The following is a 19389-nucleotide window of genomic DNA, read 5'->3' on the forward strand; positions in this document are numbered from 1 at the left end:
TTTTTACACAAATTTAAGGAGGAAATCTCATGACAACAGCTCAAACTGCACAACATCTACAATCCACAGTAACTCTGCATAACGGTGTTTCTATGCCTTGGTTCGGACTTGGTGTATTTAAGGTAGAAGAAGGATCTGAATTGATTGATGCTGTGAAAAATGCAATTAAACATGGCTACCGCAGTATCGATACTGCTGCAATATACGGCAATGAAGCTGGTGTTGGACAAGCGATTGCAGAAGCTTTGCAAGAAAACAACCTGAACCGCGAAGAACTGTTCGTTACATCTAAAGTATGGAATGCAGACCTCGGATATGAAGAGACACTTGCAGCTTTTGATACCACACTGAACAAACTGGGATTGGAATACCTGGATCTGTATCTGATTCATTGGCCTAAGGCAGGAAAATACAAAGCAGCCTGGAAAGCCATGGAGGAACTGTACGCAGCCGGCCGCATTAAGGCTATTGGCGTAAGCAACTTCCAGATTCATCATCTCGAAGACCTGATGCAGGATGCCAAAGTGAAACCGATGATCAATCAGGTAGAGTACCACCCTCGCCTGACTCAGGTTGAACTCAAGGATTTCTGCGAAAAGCATGGTATCCAGCTCGAAGCATGGTCACCTCTAATGCAAGGTCAGCTGTTGGACAATCCAGTACTCACGGCGATTGCTTCAGCCAAAGGCAAATCTGTTGCACAAGTAATCCTGCGTTGGGATCTGCAAAATGGAGTCATTACTATTCCAAAGTCCACTAAGGAACAGCGGATTATCGAGAACTCCTCCATCTTCGATTTTGAACTTTCCAATGAAGAGATGGATCAGATCAATGCTCTGAACGAAGATGTACGCGTTGGACCTGATCCGGACAACTTCGATTTCTAAATTGAAGTTGTCCACATGATTCAGGGTTGATTTACAGCAAAAATAAGTAGGGCAAAACCTCCATCTCTTATTATGTACGAGAGTTGGAGGTTTTTTGACGTGGATTCACATCAAAACCGATATTTCTATAAAGTCTGTTCTAAGCACATGCACTTTTGAATCATGTACTCCACTCCCTGTGCCTTGGATCAGAACAACGACAACTTCATCTTCCCCATCTGCATCTAAATCAACGACCGATATTTGAGGATAAAAGGAGGGATTTGCTACATTGCCCATTTGAAGGTTTTCGTTTCACCATTTATTACGATCTGCTGAATTTTAGCTGCCTCGCCAAAGGTTAACGTCAGTAAATTACATCCATTATAGCGAATGATGTTCGTTCTCCTATCCTTAGATTCGATGGGCTTGTAACGATTATCAGCAATTATGTTTATGTTAATATAGAGACAGTCGCCCCATTCACTACCTCGGCTGCGAGTGGGTATGCCGCGCCAGGGGCAAGTGGAGCAAACAAGCTGTGCTTCTTATGGACACGTTTACGCAGAGGAGGAGAGTTGCAATGTATCGCATATGGATTGTGGAGGACGATCCGAATTTGGCTTCGCTTTTACAGGCTTGTCTGGAAAAGTACAACTTAACAGCGCAGTACGCGGACGATTTTGAAGATATAATGGCGCAGTTTCAGCATTACGAGCCCCATCTTGTACTGCTGGATGTCAATCTGCCGAGTTACGACGGGTATTACTGGTGCCGGCAGATCCGCAAAGTGTCTACCTGTCCGATCATCTTCATCAGCGCCCGCTCAGGCGATATGGATCAGGTAATGGCGCTGGAGTACGGAGCCGATGACTATATGACCAAGCCGTTTCACCATGAGTTGGTCATTGCCAAGGTGCGCAGCCAGTTGCGGCGGGTGTATGGTGAATATGCGGGGGATGCGCGGGAAAAAATGGTCGAGCAAGGCGGGCTCGCCCTCTATCCGGAGCGGCTGGAGCTGAAGTGGCGGGACGCGACTGTTGCATTGGCGCGCAAGGAGGCGGATCTGCTGGAACTGCTGCTTCTACGCTACCCGCTGGTCGTTACCCGCGAAGCACTGCTGGATAGGCTGTGGGACGACCAGCAGTTCGTGGACGAGAACACACTGAACGTGAACATCGCGCGTGCCCGCAAGAAACTTCAGGAGATCGCGGTTGCGGGCAGTATCGAGACGGTGCGCGGATCCGGATACAAGCTAGTGCTGGAAACGGACGAATTGGGTGAACCCAAATGAAGCTGCTAATCCGTGAGCATTGGCCCTTGTTTGTTATGCATCTTGTTCAGTTGACGCTGGTTGTGGCGATCTACTGGCTTGACGGCTATCGCAACGTGTACACCGCCCTCTATTCGATATTTCTTGGCATGGTCACCTTGCTAGTTTATACTGGTTGGCGCTATATCAGCCATCGCAAGATGTACGATCGGCTTGCGGAGCCGCTAAATGAGCTGGATAAGTCTGCGGCTGGTTCCGGCAGCAGTGCCCCCATCGCGCAGGCAGTCGACCAACTGCTGCAGGCGCAGTATGCACTGTACATGACTCGTATCACAGAGATGGAGCGGCGCCGCCGTGAGCATTCGACATTCATTACCCAATGGGTCCACCAGATGAAAACTCCACTTTCGGTTATCCACCTGCTGACCGAAAACGAGAGCGACCGGCGGCAGGTCGACATCCGCGACGAAGCAGACCGAATCCAGTGGGGGCTAGAGACAGTACTGCACGCGACCCGGTTGGAGACGTTTGAGGAGGATTTCCAAGCGGCGCATGTGCCACTTAAGCGTGTTGTGCGAAAAACAGTCAATGAACACAAGCGGTTATTCATTGTCAATAATCTATACCCTCAAGTTCAGATGGACGATGAACTGACGGTGCCGACCGACGAGAAGTGGATCGGGTTCGTATTGACCCAATTGCTGTCGAACGCGATCAAATACTCTGCTGGCTGCGGCCGGACCGTCGCCATTCGCGCCTGGCGGCAAGGCGCGAAGACGGTGCTGGAGGTGGCAGACGAAGGCATCGGTATTCCGCTAGCCGACTTAAAGCGGGTGACTCGGCCGTTCTACACTGGTGAGAGCGGCCGCAAGTTCAGGGAGTCGACGGGAATGGGGCTGCATCTGGCGCAAGAAGTTTGCAACCGACTGGGCCACGAGCTGGAGATCGATTCTACCGTTGACGTTGGCACTCGGGTGCGGGTTTATTTCTTGACTGCGGTCAAGCTTACATCGATGTAAGCTAAATGTAATCTTCGTCGATTGGTTTGCTCGGCGAGCCCACCGTATACTTGAGGTGGAGAACAAGAAATCACCAGCTACATGAAGGAGCGAGGATATGGAACTTCTGCGAACAACTCATCTGGGCAAGATTTACAGCGGCCAGATCGTGCACCGGGCACTCGGCGATATATCGTTCAGCGTCGAGAAGGGCGAGTTTGTCGGCATTATGGGGCCATCGGGCAGCGGCAAGACGACGCTACTACAGTTGATCGCGACGATCGACAATCCGACTTCCGGTGAAGTGCTCATCGACGGTCAGAACCCACACCAATTGGGCCACAACGCGCTCGCCCGGTTCCGCCGACAACAGCTTGGATTTATTTTTCAAGACTACAATCTGCTTAACACACTGACAATTTTAGAAAATATCGTGCTGCCGCTGACGCTGGAAGGTGAGAAGGTGCGCACGATGGAGGAAAAGGCGCATAGAATCGCTGACAGGCTTGGGATCGACTCCATTCTGAACAAATGGCCCTACGAAGTATCCGGCGGACAGGCGCAGAGGACGGCCATCGCCCGGGCGATCATTCACGAGCCGAAGCTGCTACTGGCTGATGAACCGACAGGTAACCTCGACTCCAAATCATCTCGGGACGTTATGGAAACACTGACGGCGATCAACCGGGCGGACAGGGCGACAATGCTGCTTGTCACGCATGACGCGCTGGCGGCCAGCTACTGTCACCGTGTGCTGTTCATCAAGGACGGTGAACTGTACAACGAGATTCACCGCGGGGACAGCCAGCAGGCGTTCTTCCAAAAAATCATCGATGTGCTGTCACTGCTTGGAGGGAATGCGCATGACCTTTCAACAATTCGCGTTTAATAACGTCATGCGTAACAAACGCCTGTACATAGCGTATTTTCTCAGCAGTGCATTTGCGGTGATGGTGTTTTTCGTCTATGGCGTTTTCGCCTTTCATCCGGGGCTGGCAACGAGAGAAATCGGCAGTCCGGTAACGATCGGATTACTAGTGGCGCAGATGCTCATCTACCTATTCTCATTCTTCTTTGTCCTTTATTCGATGAGCGCTTTTATCAAGTCGCGCAGCCGAGAGTTCGGATTGCTGGTCATGTTCGGCATCACCAATATGCAGCTCCGGAGGCTCGTATTTATCGAAAATATTGTGATTGGCTTCGGCGCCACGCTGACTGGCGTCGCGTCCGGGCTGGTGCTATCCAAGATATTGTTGCTTGCGGCGGAGTCGCTGATTGGGATGGAGGAAGAGCTCCCCTTCTACATGCCGTACCAAGCGCTCGTTCTGACCTTTTCCGCGTTCATGCTGCTTTTTCTGGGCATCTCGCTTTTCACGGTGCTGTTCTTTCGCGGCAACAAGCTGATTGACCTACTCAAAGGATCCACCAAGCCCCGGCCTGAGCCCCGCGCTTCGATCTGGCTGTCACTCGCGTCGCTCGCACTGATCGGTTGTGGATATGGTGTGTCGCTGGTCGTCGAAGGCTTGATGGTCGTGTATGCATTGCTGCCAGTGACAGTGGCGGTCGTCGTCGGGACGTACTTTTTGTTCACTCAATTGAGCGTATATACGATCCGCGGTTTGAAGCACAACCGGAGGATATTCTGGCGACGAACGAACTTGTTGTTTTTCAACGATCTTGCTTATCGGATGAAGGACAATGCCCGCACTTTTTTCCTTGTGACGATCCTGTCGACTGTCGCTTTCTCAGCAATCGGTGCCCTAGTCGGGTTCAAGACGATCCTTACTGAGTCGATTGAAAAACCGTTTGCCTTTGAATATATCTCGTATGCAGGGAACTCTCCGGAACAGGCCGCCTCGGCGGTGGATGTGATCGAACATAAACTTTTCGTGGAGGGAATTCCCTTCACGAAGCTGCAGGCCGAGCTGCGCTCTTACAAACGAGCCGAGAGCAACGAAACGGTGATGATCATCAGCGAGTCAATGTACAACACATTTGCCGCTGTCGCCGGGGATCAGAAGTTGAAACTAGGGGCGAACGAAGCGGCTATCGTCCAATACAACTCAACAGACGGACGAGGAGAATCCTTCGACGAGCAGGAGCTGGCAGTGGAAGGCAGCGGGAAACCACTGTTGATCACACAGAGCGCCTCCTTCTTAATGTCGGAGTACATGTTGAAGTACAACAAGTACTATGTCTTGAATGATGACCGCTACGAGCAGCTGCCGGAGCCGCAATCGTCCGAGGGCTACTATGTGTTCGCGGTCAGTGACTGGGAGGCAACAGAAGCAGTCGGCCAGCAGCTGGACGGCGAGATTGGTCTTTCCAAGAATGATAGCTTCTTCTCACTGGCGTTCCACATCAAGCAGTTGCTTCAGAGCTATAGCGCAGTGATGTTCGTTGGGTTGTTCATTGGCGTGGTGTTCTTTGTGGCTTCCGGCAGCTTCCTCTATTTCCGACTGTACACGGATCTGGATGATGACAAGGCGAAGTACGCTTCAATCATGAAGCTCGGGCTGACCAGCCATGAGCTGTCGAAGATCGTCACTCGCCAGATGGCTATCCTGTTCTTCCTGCCGATTGCCATCGCGATCATTCACGGTGCAGTGGCACTGACGGCACTGCAGGGCATGTTCAATTTTTCGCTCATCAAAGAGTCGATAATCGTGTTGAGTGCATTCGCGATCATTCAAATTGTGTACTTCCTGGTTATCCGCAGCGGCTATTTGCGGCAGCTTCGGTCCGGTGGAACCGGATAATCTCGTATTAAAGAATGGTTACAAGGGGACTATTTGTACGACCTGTTCGCGCAAAGAGACAAAAGAGTATAGCAGATTGCTGATAGAGGACGCCCTGTAAACGTATTATCGTAATGCTTATGTTCCTGTTTTCGGGGATTACGTCATGGTGCGTCATCTAACAGCTAATAATCGGCATTATGTTGGGTGAAGTTAGCTGTTTCTATTGTCGGCCCCGACGATGTTTATTACATCATGTGCAAAAAAACTAACTGCGTGTAAACCATTATTTTTACAGTTGTGTTTAAGATGGGGAATATAGTATCGGCAAACTATGACTATAAAGCGATTTTTCCATGGTCAGTCGTGCATTTGATTGTGGAGTTCCTGCATACCCTTCGTTCTATTCCTACGTGTTGCTTTATGTTGCTGCTGTTAGGACTAGTGGCAACAATAGCCTACTTCGAAAAAAATGGATAATCACTGAAGTAGGCTGGTTGGAGTTCTCCATTGTAAGTGGGAAATTCAGATGGAGGTGGGATTTTGTTTCAATGGGATATTGATATGTTTCGGACGATTAACGATCTGGGCAAACAGTTTGCTTTTCTGAATCCCGCTGCTGTCTTTGTGGCGGAGTATATGCTGTATGTACTCGCACTAGCAATGCTTGTTTATTGGTTCACCCGCAGCAACCGGAATCGGATGATGGTTATCCAGGCAGGGCTTGCTTTTGTTCTGGCAGAGATCATCGGTAAATTGGCAGGCAAGTTTTATGAGCATTATCAGCCGTTCGCGGTATTGCCACATGTCAACAAACTCCTAAACCATGATATAGATAATTCTTTTCCGAGCGATCATACGATTTTGTTTTTTTCCATCTCTGTCTCCTTCTGGCTTGTCCGGAGAAAGGGTGGGTGGCTCTGGCTGGCGCTTGCTTGCTGTGGTGCTGTCTCCCGCGTCTGGGTTGGAGTTCATTATCCAATAGATATCGCAGTGGGAGCGTTGATTGGCATCATTTCAGCTTTGTTCATCTATTGGTTGGCACCAAAGCTTGGGATTATCAGGCGGTTTCTGGCTTTATATGAAAAAATGGAACAGCGCGTATTACCTGTCCAACGTAAGTCTGGTAGTATGTAAATTCCCGCCAGTACCAGGTTTGTTACGATATGTCGAAACAATTGCTATGTATCTGGTCTTAAACAAGAATGCGCAAAACGTACACTGTGTAATTAAATCCAGTAAACTCATCGATTTCCATACACTAAGGAACGCAGCACAAAGCCAATTATATGGTATTTCTTCTTGTTATTCAGGCCAAACCAACTAAGGAGAAATAAGCAGATATTATCTTTAGTGGTTTGTAGCGCACAATAAAAAGCGGTAGCATGTCTAAAACTTCTTGGTTCCTAGATTGGCTACTTCTTTTTTAACGAGTCTGTAATAAGTGGATTTATAATTTTGATCCCTATATTTTGCCGAATAATTGTCCCTTCCAGCATAGAGTACAAAAAAAACCTAGTTATTGGTATTATCCCCTTTAAGTAGACACTTAAAAAAAACTTCATGTTATCATGAGGGTTCAAGTGACACTTGGAGGGGATATTTTTATGAAAAAAAAAGGACAAACATTTCAGACGTATACCGAAGAATTTAAATTGAATGCGGTTAGATCCTATGTCGAAGATTCTTCAAGTTACAAGGTGGTCGCTGATCGCGAAGGAATTCGAAACTGCTCACAACTGAAGGTGTGGGTAAAAAATGGAAAAACGGGGAAGCGTTCGATGAGCGAAAAAACAATGTTCCAAATCCAATGAAAGGACGTCCTCGTACTGCCTTTAGCAGTGTAGAAGAAGAACGGGACTACCTTAAAGCACAGGTGGATTATTTAAAAAAGCGGTATCTAAATCTAGTAAAGGAGAAGCGCTGAGCCAACGGGAGAACTACGATATCATAGACGAATTGCGCTGCTCGCATGGCATTACACGCCTATTATCGATTACAGGAATACCCCGTTCCAGTTACTACAAATGGCGAGCAACACAGCCCCAGCGAGACGCAAGACAAGACCGTGAGCGTGACATCAAAGAACACATGATGGCTATTCATATTGCAAACCGAGAGTTTGGTTATCCTCGCATGACAACGGCGTTGTGGGAGGCGGGTCTGAACGTTAATCACAAGAAAGTATGGTGAATCATGCGGGAACTATCGATCCAATCGGTAATTTCGTAAGAAGAGGAAGAAGTCCAGCTACACGCTATCTGTGATTTATCCGAATCGCCTGAAGCGCAAATTTCATGCCACAGCACCCCAGCAAAAAATGGTGACGGATATTACGTATATTTTTCGGATGGAAACACATTCGTTTACCTGTCTGTGATTCAAGACTTGTTCAACAACGAGATTGTAGCTTGGCAATTATCAAAGCGGAACGATGTTCAGCTCGTATTAGATACGGTGGAACAATGGACAAAAAAAGAGACGTTTCGGAAGCCGTGCTCCATTCGGAGCAGGGCTTCCAATACACGATTAGAAGCATTCGGCGTGAAGGGCAGCCACTCTCGCAAAGCAACCTGCCTGGATAACGCATCCATCGAATCCTTCTTTTCGCATCTCAAAACAGAGAAGCTGTACCTTAATCAGTGTAATTCAGAAGTAGAGATTCGACAAGCCGTGGAAGATTATATGTACAATTAATATCGTTTTCAAATGTCTCCCTCCTCAATGTATTTGTGCAGCTTAATTTTGTTTAATTCAACAAGAAAATCCTTTATATTTCCGATTGTAATAAACGTTACAACATCTTATCTAAAAAATAAAAAGAGCCCATGGTCTAATCCGTGTAGAATAAAGTCACAAACAACTACATTCACACAGGAGAATAAGTCCATGAGATCCTCACATCTACTTGATTAAAACCCGCCATATAAAAACAGTTATGAACTCATTTCTTGATAGTAATATTGATAATAGCTTGAAGTATGTAACAACTGATTGTGATTTCCTACATCACAAACCCTTCCATTCTCCAAGACAATAATCATGTCACTGTTCATCACCGTCGATAACCGATGGGCAATTACAATTCGTGTGCATTTAATACTTGATAAATATGCATCTACTCGAGCCTCAGTTATATGATCCAATGCACTCGTTGCTTCATCTAGTACAAGTATTGATGGGTTATTTAAAATTGCCTTGGCTAAGGCGATTCTTTGTCGTTGTCCTCCTGAAATATTTCTACCCATTTCAGCTAAAACTGTCTGATATTGCATCGGCATCGACATAATTTCATCGTGAATATTTGCTGCTTTTGCTGCCCGCACTACTTCATTCATAGTTACACCATCCTGGTGCATGACAATATTATCATAAACACTACGATTGAATAATGATATATCCTGCGGAACTATCCCCATCTGTTTACGAACGTATTGCATATCCAAATCCGAAGTTTCATATCCATCATAGTATACCTCACCAGATAACGGGGCAAATAACCCAATTATCAAATGAGCTAAAGTAGATTTTCCAGAGCCAGATTGTCCAATAATAGCTATCTTCTGTCCTGGTTTGATGTGTAATGAGATGTCACTTATCACGATCGGACTATACTTTGAATAGGAATAGCTAACATGTGATAGTCTGATGTCACCTAGTACTTTTACTTGCAGTTTACCTTCATTTTGTTCAGATGGAGCCTCCAACACGTCATGAATCCGTTTCAAAATAGTAGTCGTAAGAATATATGAATTTATCGTATTCATAAGGTTTGATGATGTAGTAAAAAGAAGAGTCGCAATCGCTTGAAATGAGACAACCATACCAACCGTCATAGAACTGTATTCCTCAGTAATTAATAGAACGCCGATACTTAGCACAATGAGTGGTGACATAAACTGCAATCCATTGCTAGTTGTTGTAATGTAGCTATTCAAATTTTCCTTACGGCGGTATACTTGCAATAAATGTTTGAATTTATTAAGCCATTGGGAGTAAACTTGTTGTTCTGTCCCTGATATTTTCACACCCATAATACCGTACAGCATTTCTGTCTGCACAGCTTGTACTTCTGTTGTAGCCGCCACTTGTTGCTGATTAATCTCGGCTACATATTGTTTAGTGAAAATTACTAACAAAATATTTATACTCACAAATAAAAATACAATCATTGCAAGCAATGGAGATATGAACAACATGTAACCAGACAATACAAATAGCATGAAGCTATCCAATATACCTGTAATCAGAGCGCCTGACAACTGATTTCGGATTGTGACCATGCTATTCATTCTAAAAAGCATATCCCCATACGAGCGCAGTAAGAAGAATGGAAATGGTAATTTCAATAAATGTGAAAAAAAGTGGGTCTGCATCTCATAGTCCAAAGCATTGTGTAATCGAATCAAAACACGACTACGTACGAATGTAATTACCATGTACGCAAGTAGAAAACTGACTACAGATATAAAAATGGTTATAGATAAACTGGAGTTTTTAGGAATCATAACCTCGTCAATAACATGCTTCAAGAATAACGGCATACCTATAACGATGACTTGCAAAGCTAGTGTAATAAGAAATACATATATAAATAGATTTTTATGTGTTTTTACATGGACTAAAACATCTAACCAAATATTTGGGCTTTTCTCGATGTCGATTTGTTCGGTTAACCCCACTGTCATTAAAAATCCAGAAAATTGCTCGCTGAAATTCTTTAATGACAGCTTAATTCTCCCAAATCGTGGGTCAACAATACGGGCATAATTATTATCTATCTTTTCCAAAACTACAAAATGACCTTGGTTCCAATGCAGAATGGCTGGTAAAGAAACTTGCTGTAATTGAAATTGATCAATATGTTCAATGCGATAAGCTTTTACATCATAGCCTAAGCTCACAGCAATTTTCTTTAGTTGCAACAGTGTTGTACCATCTCGTCCAACGTCTGCCCGTTCACGTAGGCGAGATAATGAAATCTCTTTCTTATAGTATGCAGATATCATTGCAAGGCAACAAAGTCCACACTCTGACTGATGCATCTGCTCGACATAGGGTACACGCCGACGAGCCATTACATTCTCTCCCTTCTACTTTGATTTAAGATCACACAGTTAGCCTTGAGATGGAAGGGAAGAATTTATCATTTTCCAGATTTAAAATGTTAGGAACTCTTTCTGGAAATGCCTGTTTTAATAGCCCAAATCCAATACCCGAAAGACCACCCATTAATCCTTTAATATCAAATGCACGATGGACACCTGTGTTATTCCATGGTTGATCATTTAGAAGTCTGAGCAGATACGCTCTGACTATATTAATAGTATCCTCATTACGCTCCAAAACTGAATTAGCATAAAGTAATATTTCCAATTGTCCAAAATCACCATGACAATAGACAGGTTCTGTCCCAAAGCCTAATTTAAGAGTTGTTTCAAGCGCAATATTAATCTCTTGATCAATATGTGCATCCCAATACCCATTTTCCAACAATCGTAGTCGAGATAATAATATACCCGGTGCACCATGACACCATGTTACCCTTGCGGTATCATTAGGAGTAATCCAATTTTTCAATTCATCACTATAGTTTGCACGCTCATACTGTAATCCTTTTTCAATATATTCAATGTACTTTGTATGTTGAGTGACCCTATATAACGATGATAATGAAGCAATAATTCCAGATACGCCATGGGAATACCCTACATAAGGCTTACTATTTGGTGTTGTCAGCCAAATCATACTACCATCTGGCAAGGTTTGAGCATTCTGAAGCAAATGTTCAGCGCATTTCTCTGCACCTTGTAGCGCCTGTTTCCATCCGGTTCCATGATATACATGTAAAAGCACATCAATAGCTCCAGCTGCACCACCGATATAATCGAATGAGGTATCTTTATCTATGAGGTTACAGTAATAAGGAAGAAATTCTTTAACAGTTTGTAGTAAATCTTCATCATTCCATAAGCGTGATAATTGATAGGTAGTAAATACGCCACCACCAATGCTACCAACTTCAAATACCCCAACGTTTAACGATACATCATTTGATTGGTACGTATTTCTCATAATTTCAATCAACGGCTGCAACGCTTTTCGGGCCATATCTTTATAATTGTTATCTGTAGTTAGTTCAGATAAATAACCCAAAAATAAAGCAATTCCGCCATTCCCATTATAAAGATCATTTCCTACAGGAACGAGTCTCAGTTTCCTTTCATCCTCGCTATTGGCTACTAAGCCAATCCATGTTATATCATCAGCTGCTGGACTTGAAGATATAACTGCTGATTGAACTAAACTTTCTCCAATTGAAATAGCTAACTGAACATACTCGTCTTTCCAATTAGACCCTAATACGTCGTTTGATTTTATAAATTGAATTTCAGGAAAACAATAAGTATAAAGATCAGGCTTAGATGACAAAACAGACATATTTAATAACTGTAACTGTTCTTTTAGGTCCTTCTCGCCCATTTTATCGATTTTGTTTATTACAACCTCTATACCTGATTGTTCAAATAACTGAGGGATTCGTTCATTATTAGATGACCAAACATCTCTTTCGGACGGAGAAGTGTAAAAGATAGGGATATCCCCGTCTTCAATATCACGCATCTCGTGGGAAACAAATTTTAAATGTTTAGGATCAGCTAAGCATTGTAACCATAATCGATGCAAAACAACTTTACGATCTAATTCATCTCGTAATAAGTCAGGATGATATAGAGTACGCATTAATTCACCATACGCTCTAGTATCTCGCACGATTACTCTAACTCTAACGCCATCAAACTCTCGGATCATTTCTTTGAGTCTGTGCTTGTTTTCCATCATAATCCTGTAAGCTTGAGCAAACCCTTGTTCAATGTTGTCAATATAACGATAACTATCTACAACTTCATTATTATAATATGGAAGATTATAGGTCTTACTAGATTCTCCCTCCCCTTTTTCTAATCTCATTCGGTCTGTACCTCTGTGAGTGAGATTCAGTACATTTGGTACTTTTTTTCCACCGTATCCGAAAATGCCACTGATGTCTATGCCGGAGTACGTATCTGACTTAAAAATGTACTGTGGTAACATGCCAGAAGACATCACAGATTGAGATATAATTTCATAGGCATGGCCACTGGCGTTATGTTCAAATTTCTTCGTACTTATATGTCTATGAAATAAGGATTCTAGATCAATTACAACAGGGCTAGATCCATGCGCAATAATATTCTCATAATGGAAATCTGTGGCGTTAAACATATACATTATAGCCAAATTTACGCCCATGTTTTTGTAAAATTCACTGATTTCCTCAGTGGAATTGCACTCAGAATGCTCTACAAACTCTGTCCAGCCATAACTTCCACAATCTAAATTTTTTATTATTTTTGTGTGAGGAACACCACAATGCTGCATCCAAGACAAAATTTTGTAATATTCTTTATCAACTCTTAATGAACGAGGTTTATATACTAATTTGCCTCCTGTGGTAAACTCTAGAATCGTTACACTTCGTCCATCATGAGTATCACCTGCCCCAATATGTAACTGGACAAGCTTACCGAACTGGTTGACCTCAGGCATATGTGAAACTATTTTTGGATAGTCAGCCTTGAACCTATCTAACACTTCACTAACATGGGCTGTCCATTTTTCAGTTATACGAAGCAATGAACGTATTAACACTGGGTATTCATTGGCCAATTGTCTTAAATACTTTTTATCATGTAGCAAATTTTCAAAGTACTGATACCTCTGTTCTGGAGTTTCTCCTTGCAAAAGTCCCTGATTACTTAATACATTCAATTCCAATATTAAAGTTTTGTAACTGCAATCCATGATTCTTTCGAATAAAGAAGAAAGTAGCCTTTTAAAAAAAGAACTACTTGTATGTAAAATACGAGAATCTGAATCACTGATGTTTTCTTCCAATTTATTGATAGCAAGTAAGAGGAAACGTTCAGTAAATCCCCAAAATTCAGGCGGAGTAGCTGGAATATATTCATCCATTGAGTCAATTAGCAACAAATTTTCCCATTTCAATTCCCATGATGATTCATTTTTTTTTATATTTGAAATAGTATCGACTTCTAAATTCGACACCTCTTTGAGACTTTTTTCCAAATATTCCTCTTTATCATAGAAAAATTTTGCCCAATATTTTGTCTTTTCACTAGTATTTATCACTGTATATTAACAACCTTTCGATAATTTAGAAGAAACAGATAATTGATATACTTACATGGATAAGAGGGCATTTCTAGCTGTATACTCGGCAGCATCATTTATAATGCTCCGAAAATATCAGCAGAATGCCCTCCTTATAAAATCCATGTCAAACCTAAATGCATTATCATTCTGTTACTACCGTGTATCAACTAGCCCAATGATTGCAATAACATTTAAATTTCAGCTGTTTATTAACATACCCATGTCCATCCTGGGGTACAATCAGCCGTAATGCTCTTAACACAATTACCATCTGTAAAGCCTTGTGCTTGAGCACCACCAGCCACTGTATCCATCTCAGTGTCTGTCAATTCAGATAGCACACTTCCTACTGGATTATATGTAGCTGTATTAGTATTTTCCATTTGATTTTTCAATTTCATAGTTTTCACCTCCTTTCATAACTTATCCTGCTCAGCAGGGTATTCATTGTTCAATATGATAATAGTTTTCCAATTGGTGTTTAAGAACCAAATCCTTATATGGGCAATATTACCATATTGTTGTATGGAAGTAAATAGATTTAATAGATATATTTAAAAATATTTAGATATAATAAGTTTATTTGGAGATTAATATACATTCATATCGAAATTTAGGAGTTATACACTTTAATTTTTTTTAACTTCATCAAGCTAATTAAAAGACTGATCCTAAAGAAACTAAAATCAATCACGTAAAATTCTTTGAATACGAGAAATCTCAGAATGAGCAAAGGATTTAGCGAAGTAGAGCAACTTTCTGTAAACCTCTATGTGAAATCTGTATCGACCAAGGGAATAGCATGTACGGACGAATTCAAACAACTCTTATTGCATCGAATCAATAAGGAAAGCTGCCCAGAGAAACTTTTGAGTCTTGTGGATTCGATGTTCAGATCATAGACATGACCCGGATTAAAGCCGCAGCCGACCGATGGAGAGCAAGTTACTAGGAACAAGGAGAACAGGAACTCACTACACTTATCCAGATTTTCAGAAGACAGTGAAACCTATGGAGCTTGGTCCATCGATGTCCAGACGAGGGAACTGCTGGGATACCGCACCGCAGGAGAAGTTCTTTGATCATTTTAAGAATGAAATCTCATTAAAGAACTGCGCCAAACTGGATGAAGCCAAACAAGAAGTTAAAGCCTATATGTCTACTACAACCACTGGACTAAAGATCTCTAGTATTGGCTTGTTGGCCTCAGCCTACCTTTTGCCGGATGCTAACTACAGCGAGTGTTTCATTTATATGAGCAAAAAAACCACCAATCAAAGATCGGTGGTTATTCTTGTCTACTGCACGTTTCAATTCAAAATGTTGTAATCCATTTTTTAACTATTGAACCTGCCACAATGCAGGGACATTGGATGGTTCCCACCCAGGCAAGGAAGTGTGGGCCTGCAAACATTTATATGTCTTGCCGCTATACGTGACCAGCTGTCCGACGGAATAGGCTGTATTCGCCTGCCAGGCGGAAACGCCCGGATTTGTCGTTCCTGCTGTTGTTTTCACGGTCACCGCGTTGCTCGCAGCAGAACCATTCCCCGCCGCATCCTTTGCTTTCACCGTAAAAGTATACGAGGTATCCGCAGCAAGCCCGCTGATCGTTGCTGTCGTTCCGGTCACGGATGTCGCAAGTGTCGTTCCATTGTACACATCATAACCCGTTACACCCACGTTATCCGTGGATGCCGCCCAGCTCAGCGTTATGCTGGATGTTGTTTGCGCTGTCGATGCCAGGTTCGTTGGCGCAGTTGGCGCCTGCGTATCTCCACCCGGCGAAGTGGCAGTGCTTACGGTTACAGCATTACTGGCTGCAGACAGATTGCCTGCCGCATCTTTTGCCTTTACCGTGAAAGTATAAGAAGTACCTACTGACAGGCCGCTGATTGTTGCAGTCGTTCCGTTGACGGAGGCAGCAAAATTGGCACCATTGTAGACGTTATAACCGGTAACCCCTACATTATCCGTTGAAGCATTCCAAGCCAGCGTCACCGAGGTAGCCGTCACACCTGTGGAGCGGGCATTTCCTGGTACGCTTGGCGCCGTCGTATCTGCTGGAGGGACCGTACCTCCGGTAGGCAGGTCGGCTTTCAGTTTATTTTGGAGTGTTTTGTTCCGGTCACCGCTAAGCTCCCAGAACATCGCACCGCCAAGTCCTTTGCTCTTGATATAAGCGGTTTTATATCCAACAGACTCCACATCATCATAGCTAATAAAACGCTTGTTGGTCGCATTATAGAGATATGGCACCTTGGCCGTGTCATTCCAGTAACGCGTATACCCGTTTTTGTTAATGTAGTTGGTCTCCAGATCGTAGAAATCAAAGGAGCCTGCTTCCCATGTTCCAACGGAAGAACCTCCCGCACAGGTCTGATACTGGCCATTGCTCGCCTGTGCGCATCCATCCCAGCCGCGGCCATAGAATGGAACACCAAGCACAAGTTTGGCGGCTGGTACCCCAGCATTCAAATGCCCTTGTGCTCCGGCAGCCACATTAAATGTATTGGCATCTGGCACCCCAGCAGCCGAAGCCGCTGGGTCATAGTTCAACGGCGCGTTATGCGCGCTGACTTTTTGCCAGGCCCCGTTAAAATCGTATGTCATAATGTTAATCCAATCGACGATGGAAGCTATATTGGCAAGCTCTGTATTCGCAGCATAGGTCGTCGACGCTCCGCTTGCAATCGTAAGCAGATACTTCTTCCCGTCCACAGCTCCGGCAGTATCCAGCTTCTCACGGATTTTGCTCAGAAGCAGCGTGTAATTTTGCTTATCCTCCGGACGTTTGCTATTACCATCCAGCCCGCCTGATACCGGGTACTCCCAGTCCAGATCCACCCCGTCAAAATTATATTTGCGCAGGAAGTCGACGGCAGAGTTCGCAAATACCTCTCGCGTTGCAGCAGTCGCAGCCACATCAGAGAAGCGGTTGGACCATGTCCATCCTCCCACGGAGATGATTGTCTTCAGACTAGGATTGATCTGTTTCAGCTTGTTAAGCTGATTGATATTGCCTGCAATGGGCTGATCCCACGTATCCCCTGCAAATGTCTTGCCGGTATCAATCCATGGATCGCCAAGCACGATCGTGCCATTCGGTACATTGATTGTCTGGCTCTTCTCATTCTGACACGTCCAGGTCACCGGGTTAGGGCCCGAAGGGTCCGGATTTCCATGAATACCGTTCCAGCAAATATCGGCAAACGCATAGTTGATATGCGTGACCTTGGTTGGGTCTATATCTGTTACATTGTAGTTTCTCCCGTACGCAGCCCAGGACGGGTAGTAACCAACAATTTTATAAGAATCTGCTGCTGCTGCCGTAGCGGGTTGGAGCACAAAAGAAGGAACAATGATGGATAAGAGCAGGGATAGACCCAGTAAAAACGTTGCAGTCTTCTTGAAAGCAGTGTGTTTATTGAAAGGTATCATCTAATACACAACCTCCTTTGTCGTTTGCGTACTCAGCCCGTTCAGGAACGGACGATGTGCGCTCGAAAACTGGTTATTCGTATATGCGTCCCAATTGATTGACCAGGTCATAATCCCTTTTATCCCCGCATAGCCCGCAGGCTGGCGTAAAGTATAGGAACCGCCGTATGACACACCTTTGATTAGGTAATTCAGCGCCTTCTGCAGATCGGTCGTCGTTGTATACCCGCCCCCGGCAGCCTGTTGGGAGGCCGGTACGCCGATCGCAATCTGGTCCGGTCGCAAGGCACTAAAGAAAGGGCCTGTGCTGCCGCCTACATGAAAGCCTTGAAGCAGCATCTCCGCCATGGCCACATGGAAATCAGCTGTTCCTTGGGCGTAAGAGCGTCCATCCAGCCCCACCATGGAGCCCGTGTTATAGTGCTGCACATGAAGCAGGGTCAGGTCATTACGCAAGGCATGGATAACTGGCAGGTAAGCTCCCCAAGGGCCGCCGTAGCTCAAATATCCACCCTGTACATATGCCGTCTCCGGCGCAGCCGTCAGGATGAAATTGGCGCCGAAGTGTGACTTAACCGCTTTCACACCCTGGATGAGGTTAACAATTTTTGGTGTAGTTGGACTACGGAAATCGGTATCCCCTGCATTCAGAGACAGGGAGCTTCCTTCCAGATCGATATCCAGACCATTGAAACCATACGTGGAAATGATTGATTTTAACGAATCTTCGAATTGCTGTCTCTTGGTCGCGTCGGTGAGCTCAATGGTACCGTTGGCTCCCCCCATGGAAAGCAGTACTTTTTTCCCTTGGCTTTGCAGATAGGCAATATCAGATTTGAATTCGGCTACCGTCGCATTGTATGGAGTAAAAGCAAGCGTTCCACTGCCATGTGAAATTGGTTCGGCAAAGGAGACATTAATGACGTCATAGGCTGTTGATACATTACGAAGTCTGATATTGGTCGAACCATTATCGAAGTTGTGCCAGTAGCCGATCAGCCATTTGCTGCCGGTTGGCCCAGGATTGGAAGATCCGTTGGAAGTTGTTACACTGAGGGAGGTGCTCGCAGCGGATACATTGCCTGCGGCATCTTTGGCTTTTACCATAAAAGCATAAGTCGTGCTTGCTGTCAGTCCCGTGACTACAGCTGTTGTAGTTGAAGTACTTGTCACAAGAACGCCGTTCCGGTACACCTCATATCCCACTACGCCCACATTGTCCGTGGATGCATTCCAGGCAAGACTCACGGAGGTGTTCGTGATGGAGGCTGAAGTCAGACCCGCTGGAACAGAAGGTTGTGCCGTATCTGGCATTGGCGTTTCCCCTCCCGAACCTTCCCCGACGTATTTCCACAACGCGGGCACAACAGAGGGCTCCCATCCGGTCAACGCCGTGTGGGCTTGAATACACTCATAATCTTTATTTTGATATGTTACGAGGTCTCCTTTCTGGTATGCAGTGCCTGCCTGCCACTGGGCGGCGGCATCGGCTCTCGGTGCAAACCACGTAATAAGTAGAAGAAATGCCAAAGCAAATGTAATGACCGGGCGGAATCGAACAGCTTGATTCAAGCAAAATCCCTCCTGTACTAAGGATACGTTCACCTTGCAAACAAAACTTCAATAGTCCACCTGCATCTGATCTGTGATCGATTAGAGCCAGCCTCATTCAGCCATCTGATGTTGCGTGTCACTTCACTCCCTTCCCTTACTAAAATGGACCTTCCCTCTCGTGTTCTTTTTTTGCAGGTACCATCCAAATTTTACAGGGAATTTACAGATCCTCACCCTGTATTTAATCAGTAAAATGCAAAAGAGATAAGGGATAAAATAGTTCTATTGGGGGCGAAAAATGT

Annotated in this window: 15 protein-coding genes; 10 read left to right on the top strand and 5 right to left on the bottom strand. The window is 44.5% G+C overall.

Annotated features, from left to right (window positions below; all coding sequences use genetic code 11):
* Nucleotides 1–29 precede the first annotated feature (29 nt).
* The 9 genes from IFU39_RS23965 (at nucleotide 30) to IFU39_RS33450 (ending at nucleotide 8572) form a co-directional block, all read left to right on the top strand.
* A complete protein-coding gene (locus tag IFU39_RS23965) occupies nucleotides 30–887 on the top strand; it encodes an aldo/keto reductase (protein ID WP_192135269.1) in 858 nt (285 codons plus the stop codon).
* Between the two features lie 562 nt (nucleotides 888–1449).
* Entirely contained in the window at nucleotides 1450–2160 is a 711-nt protein-coding gene (locus IFU39_RS23970) for a response regulator transcription factor (RefSeq protein ID WP_192135271.1), read from the top strand.
* The gene (locus IFU39_RS23975; protein WP_192135273.1) at nucleotides 2157–3158 is read left to right on the top strand and encodes a sensor histidine kinase; all 1002 of its coding nucleotides are present in this window, start codon (nucleotides 2157–2159) and stop codon (nucleotides 3156–3158) included. The genes IFU39_RS23970 and IFU39_RS23975 overlap by 4 nt, the downstream gene beginning before the upstream one ends.
* A 97-nt stretch (nucleotides 3159–3255) precedes the next feature.
* Entirely contained in the window at nucleotides 3256–4026 is a 771-nt protein-coding gene (locus IFU39_RS23980) for an ABC transporter ATP-binding protein (protein ID WP_192135275.1), read from the top strand.
* Nucleotides 4001–5896: an FtsX-like permease family protein gene (locus IFU39_RS23985; protein WP_192135277.1), complete on the top strand. Its 1896-nt coding sequence runs from the start codon at nucleotides 4001–4003 to the stop codon at nucleotides 5894–5896. The genes IFU39_RS23980 and IFU39_RS23985 overlap by 26 nt, the downstream gene beginning before the upstream one ends.
* Before the next feature lie 543 nt (nucleotides 5897–6439).
* Nucleotides 6440–7012, top strand: coding sequence for an undecaprenyl-diphosphatase (locus IFU39_RS23990; RefSeq protein ID WP_197997910.1), 573 nt, complete (start codon nucleotides 6440–6442; stop codon nucleotides 7010–7012).
* Nucleotides 7013–7482: 470 nt separating this feature from the next.
* Nucleotides 7483–7689: a transposase gene (locus IFU39_RS33055; protein ID WP_192135279.1), complete on the top strand. Its 207-nt coding sequence runs from the start codon at nucleotides 7483–7485 to the stop codon at nucleotides 7687–7689.
* Nucleotides 7690–7834: 145 nt separating this feature from the next.
* Complete coding sequence (locus tag IFU39_RS24000; protein WP_192135282.1) at nucleotides 7835–8068, top strand: IS3 family transposase; 234 nt, start codon at nucleotides 7835–7837, stop codon at nucleotides 8066–8068.
* Between the two features lie 183 nt (nucleotides 8069–8251).
* Complete coding sequence (locus tag IFU39_RS33450; protein WP_197997901.1) at nucleotides 8252–8572, top strand: IS3 family transposase; 321 nt, start codon at nucleotides 8252–8254, stop codon at nucleotides 8570–8572.
* A gap of 239 nt (nucleotides 8573–8811) precedes the next feature.
* Here the strand turns inward: IFU39_RS33450 and IFU39_RS24010 are convergent, their stop codons facing one another.
* The 3 genes from IFU39_RS24010 to IFU39_RS24020 all read right to left on the bottom strand — a co-directional run bounded on the left by IFU39_RS24010 (nucleotide 8812) and on the right by IFU39_RS24020 (nucleotide 14493).
* Entirely contained in the window at nucleotides 8812–10953 is a 2142-nt protein-coding gene (locus IFU39_RS24010) for a peptidase domain-containing ABC transporter (protein ID WP_192135284.1), read from the bottom strand.
* A 31-nt stretch (nucleotides 10954–10984) separates the two neighbouring features.
* Nucleotides 10985–14068: a type 2 lanthipeptide synthetase LanM gene (locus tag IFU39_RS24015; protein ID WP_192135286.1), complete on the bottom strand. Its 3084-nt coding sequence runs from the start codon at nucleotides 14066–14068 to the stop codon at nucleotides 10985–10987.
* Between the two features lie 233 nt (nucleotides 14069–14301).
* Nucleotides 14302–14493 carry a hypothetical protein gene (locus IFU39_RS24020; protein WP_192135288.1) on the bottom strand — a complete coding sequence of 64 codons (192 nt, stop codon included), beginning with the start codon at nucleotides 14491–14493 and terminating at the stop codon, nucleotides 14302–14304.
* A gap of 532 nt (nucleotides 14494–15025) precedes the next feature.
* Between IFU39_RS24020 and IFU39_RS33620 the strand changes: the two genes are divergently transcribed.
* Nucleotides 15026–15421 (top strand): hypothetical protein, encoded by a 396-nt coding sequence (locus IFU39_RS33620; protein WP_206759587.1) that lies wholly within the window; start codon nucleotides 15026–15028, stop codon nucleotides 15419–15421.
* A gap of 12 nt (nucleotides 15422–15433) precedes the next feature.
* On the opposite strand, the gene IFU39_RS24030 is transcribed toward IFU39_RS33620, so the two are convergent.
* Complete coding sequence (locus tag IFU39_RS24030; RefSeq protein WP_192135292.1) at nucleotides 15434–17533, bottom strand: glycosyl hydrolase family 18 protein; 2100 nt, start codon at nucleotides 17531–17533, stop codon at nucleotides 15434–15436.
* The gene (locus IFU39_RS24035) at nucleotides 17534–19105 is read right to left on the bottom strand and encodes a chitinase (RefSeq protein ID WP_197997902.1); all 1572 of its coding nucleotides are present in this window, start codon (nucleotides 19103–19105) and stop codon (nucleotides 17534–17536) included. It abuts the gene before it with no gap.
* Between the last annotated feature and the right edge of the window lie 284 nt (nucleotides 19106–19389).

Source organism: Paenibacillus sp. CFBP 13594, assembly GCF_014842675.1.
Taxonomy (GTDB): Bacteria; Bacillota; Bacilli; order Paenibacillales; family Paenibacillaceae; genus Paenibacillus; species Paenibacillus amylolyticus_B.

Bases quoted from the DNA above. Each gene is read 5' to 3' on its own strand.
- IFU39_RS23965 (WP_192135269.1), top strand. From the start codon at position 30: ATGACAACAGCTCAAACTGCACAACATCTACAATCCACAGTAACTCTG.
- IFU39_RS23970 (WP_192135271.1), top strand. From the start codon at position 1,450: ATGTATCGCATATGGATTGTGGAGGACGATCCGAATTTGGCTTCGCTT.
- IFU39_RS23975 (WP_192135273.1), top strand. From the start codon at position 2,157: ATGAAGCTGCTAATCCGTGAGCATTGGCCCTTGTTTGTTATGCATCTT.
- IFU39_RS23980 (WP_192135275.1), top strand. From the start codon at position 3,256: ATGGAACTTCTGCGAACAACTCATCTGGGCAAGATTTACAGCGGCCAG.
- IFU39_RS23985 (WP_192135277.1), top strand. From the start codon at position 4,001: ATGACCTTTCAACAATTCGCGTTTAATAACGTCATGCGTAACAAACGC.
- IFU39_RS23990 (WP_197997910.1), top strand. From the start codon at position 6,440: ATGTTTCGGACGATTAACGATCTGGGCAAACAGTTTGCTTTTCTGAAT.
- IFU39_RS33055 (WP_192135279.1), top strand. From the start codon at position 7,483: ATGAAAAAAAAAGGACAAACATTTCAGACGTATACCGAAGAATTTAAA.
- IFU39_RS24010 (WP_192135284.1), bottom strand. From the start codon at position 10,953: ATGGCTCGTCGGCGTGTACCCTATGTCGAGCAGATGCATCAGTCAGAG.
- IFU39_RS24020 (WP_192135288.1), bottom strand. From the start codon at position 14,493: ATGAAATTGAAAAATCAAATGGAAAATACTAATACAGCTACATATAAT.
- IFU39_RS33620 (WP_206759587.1), top strand. From the start codon at position 15,026: ATGGAGAGCAAGTTACTAGGAACAAGGAGAACAGGAACTCACTACACT.
- IFU39_RS24030 (WP_192135292.1), bottom strand. From the start codon at position 17,533: ATGATACCTTTCAATAAACACACTGCTTTCAAGAAGACTGCAACGTTT.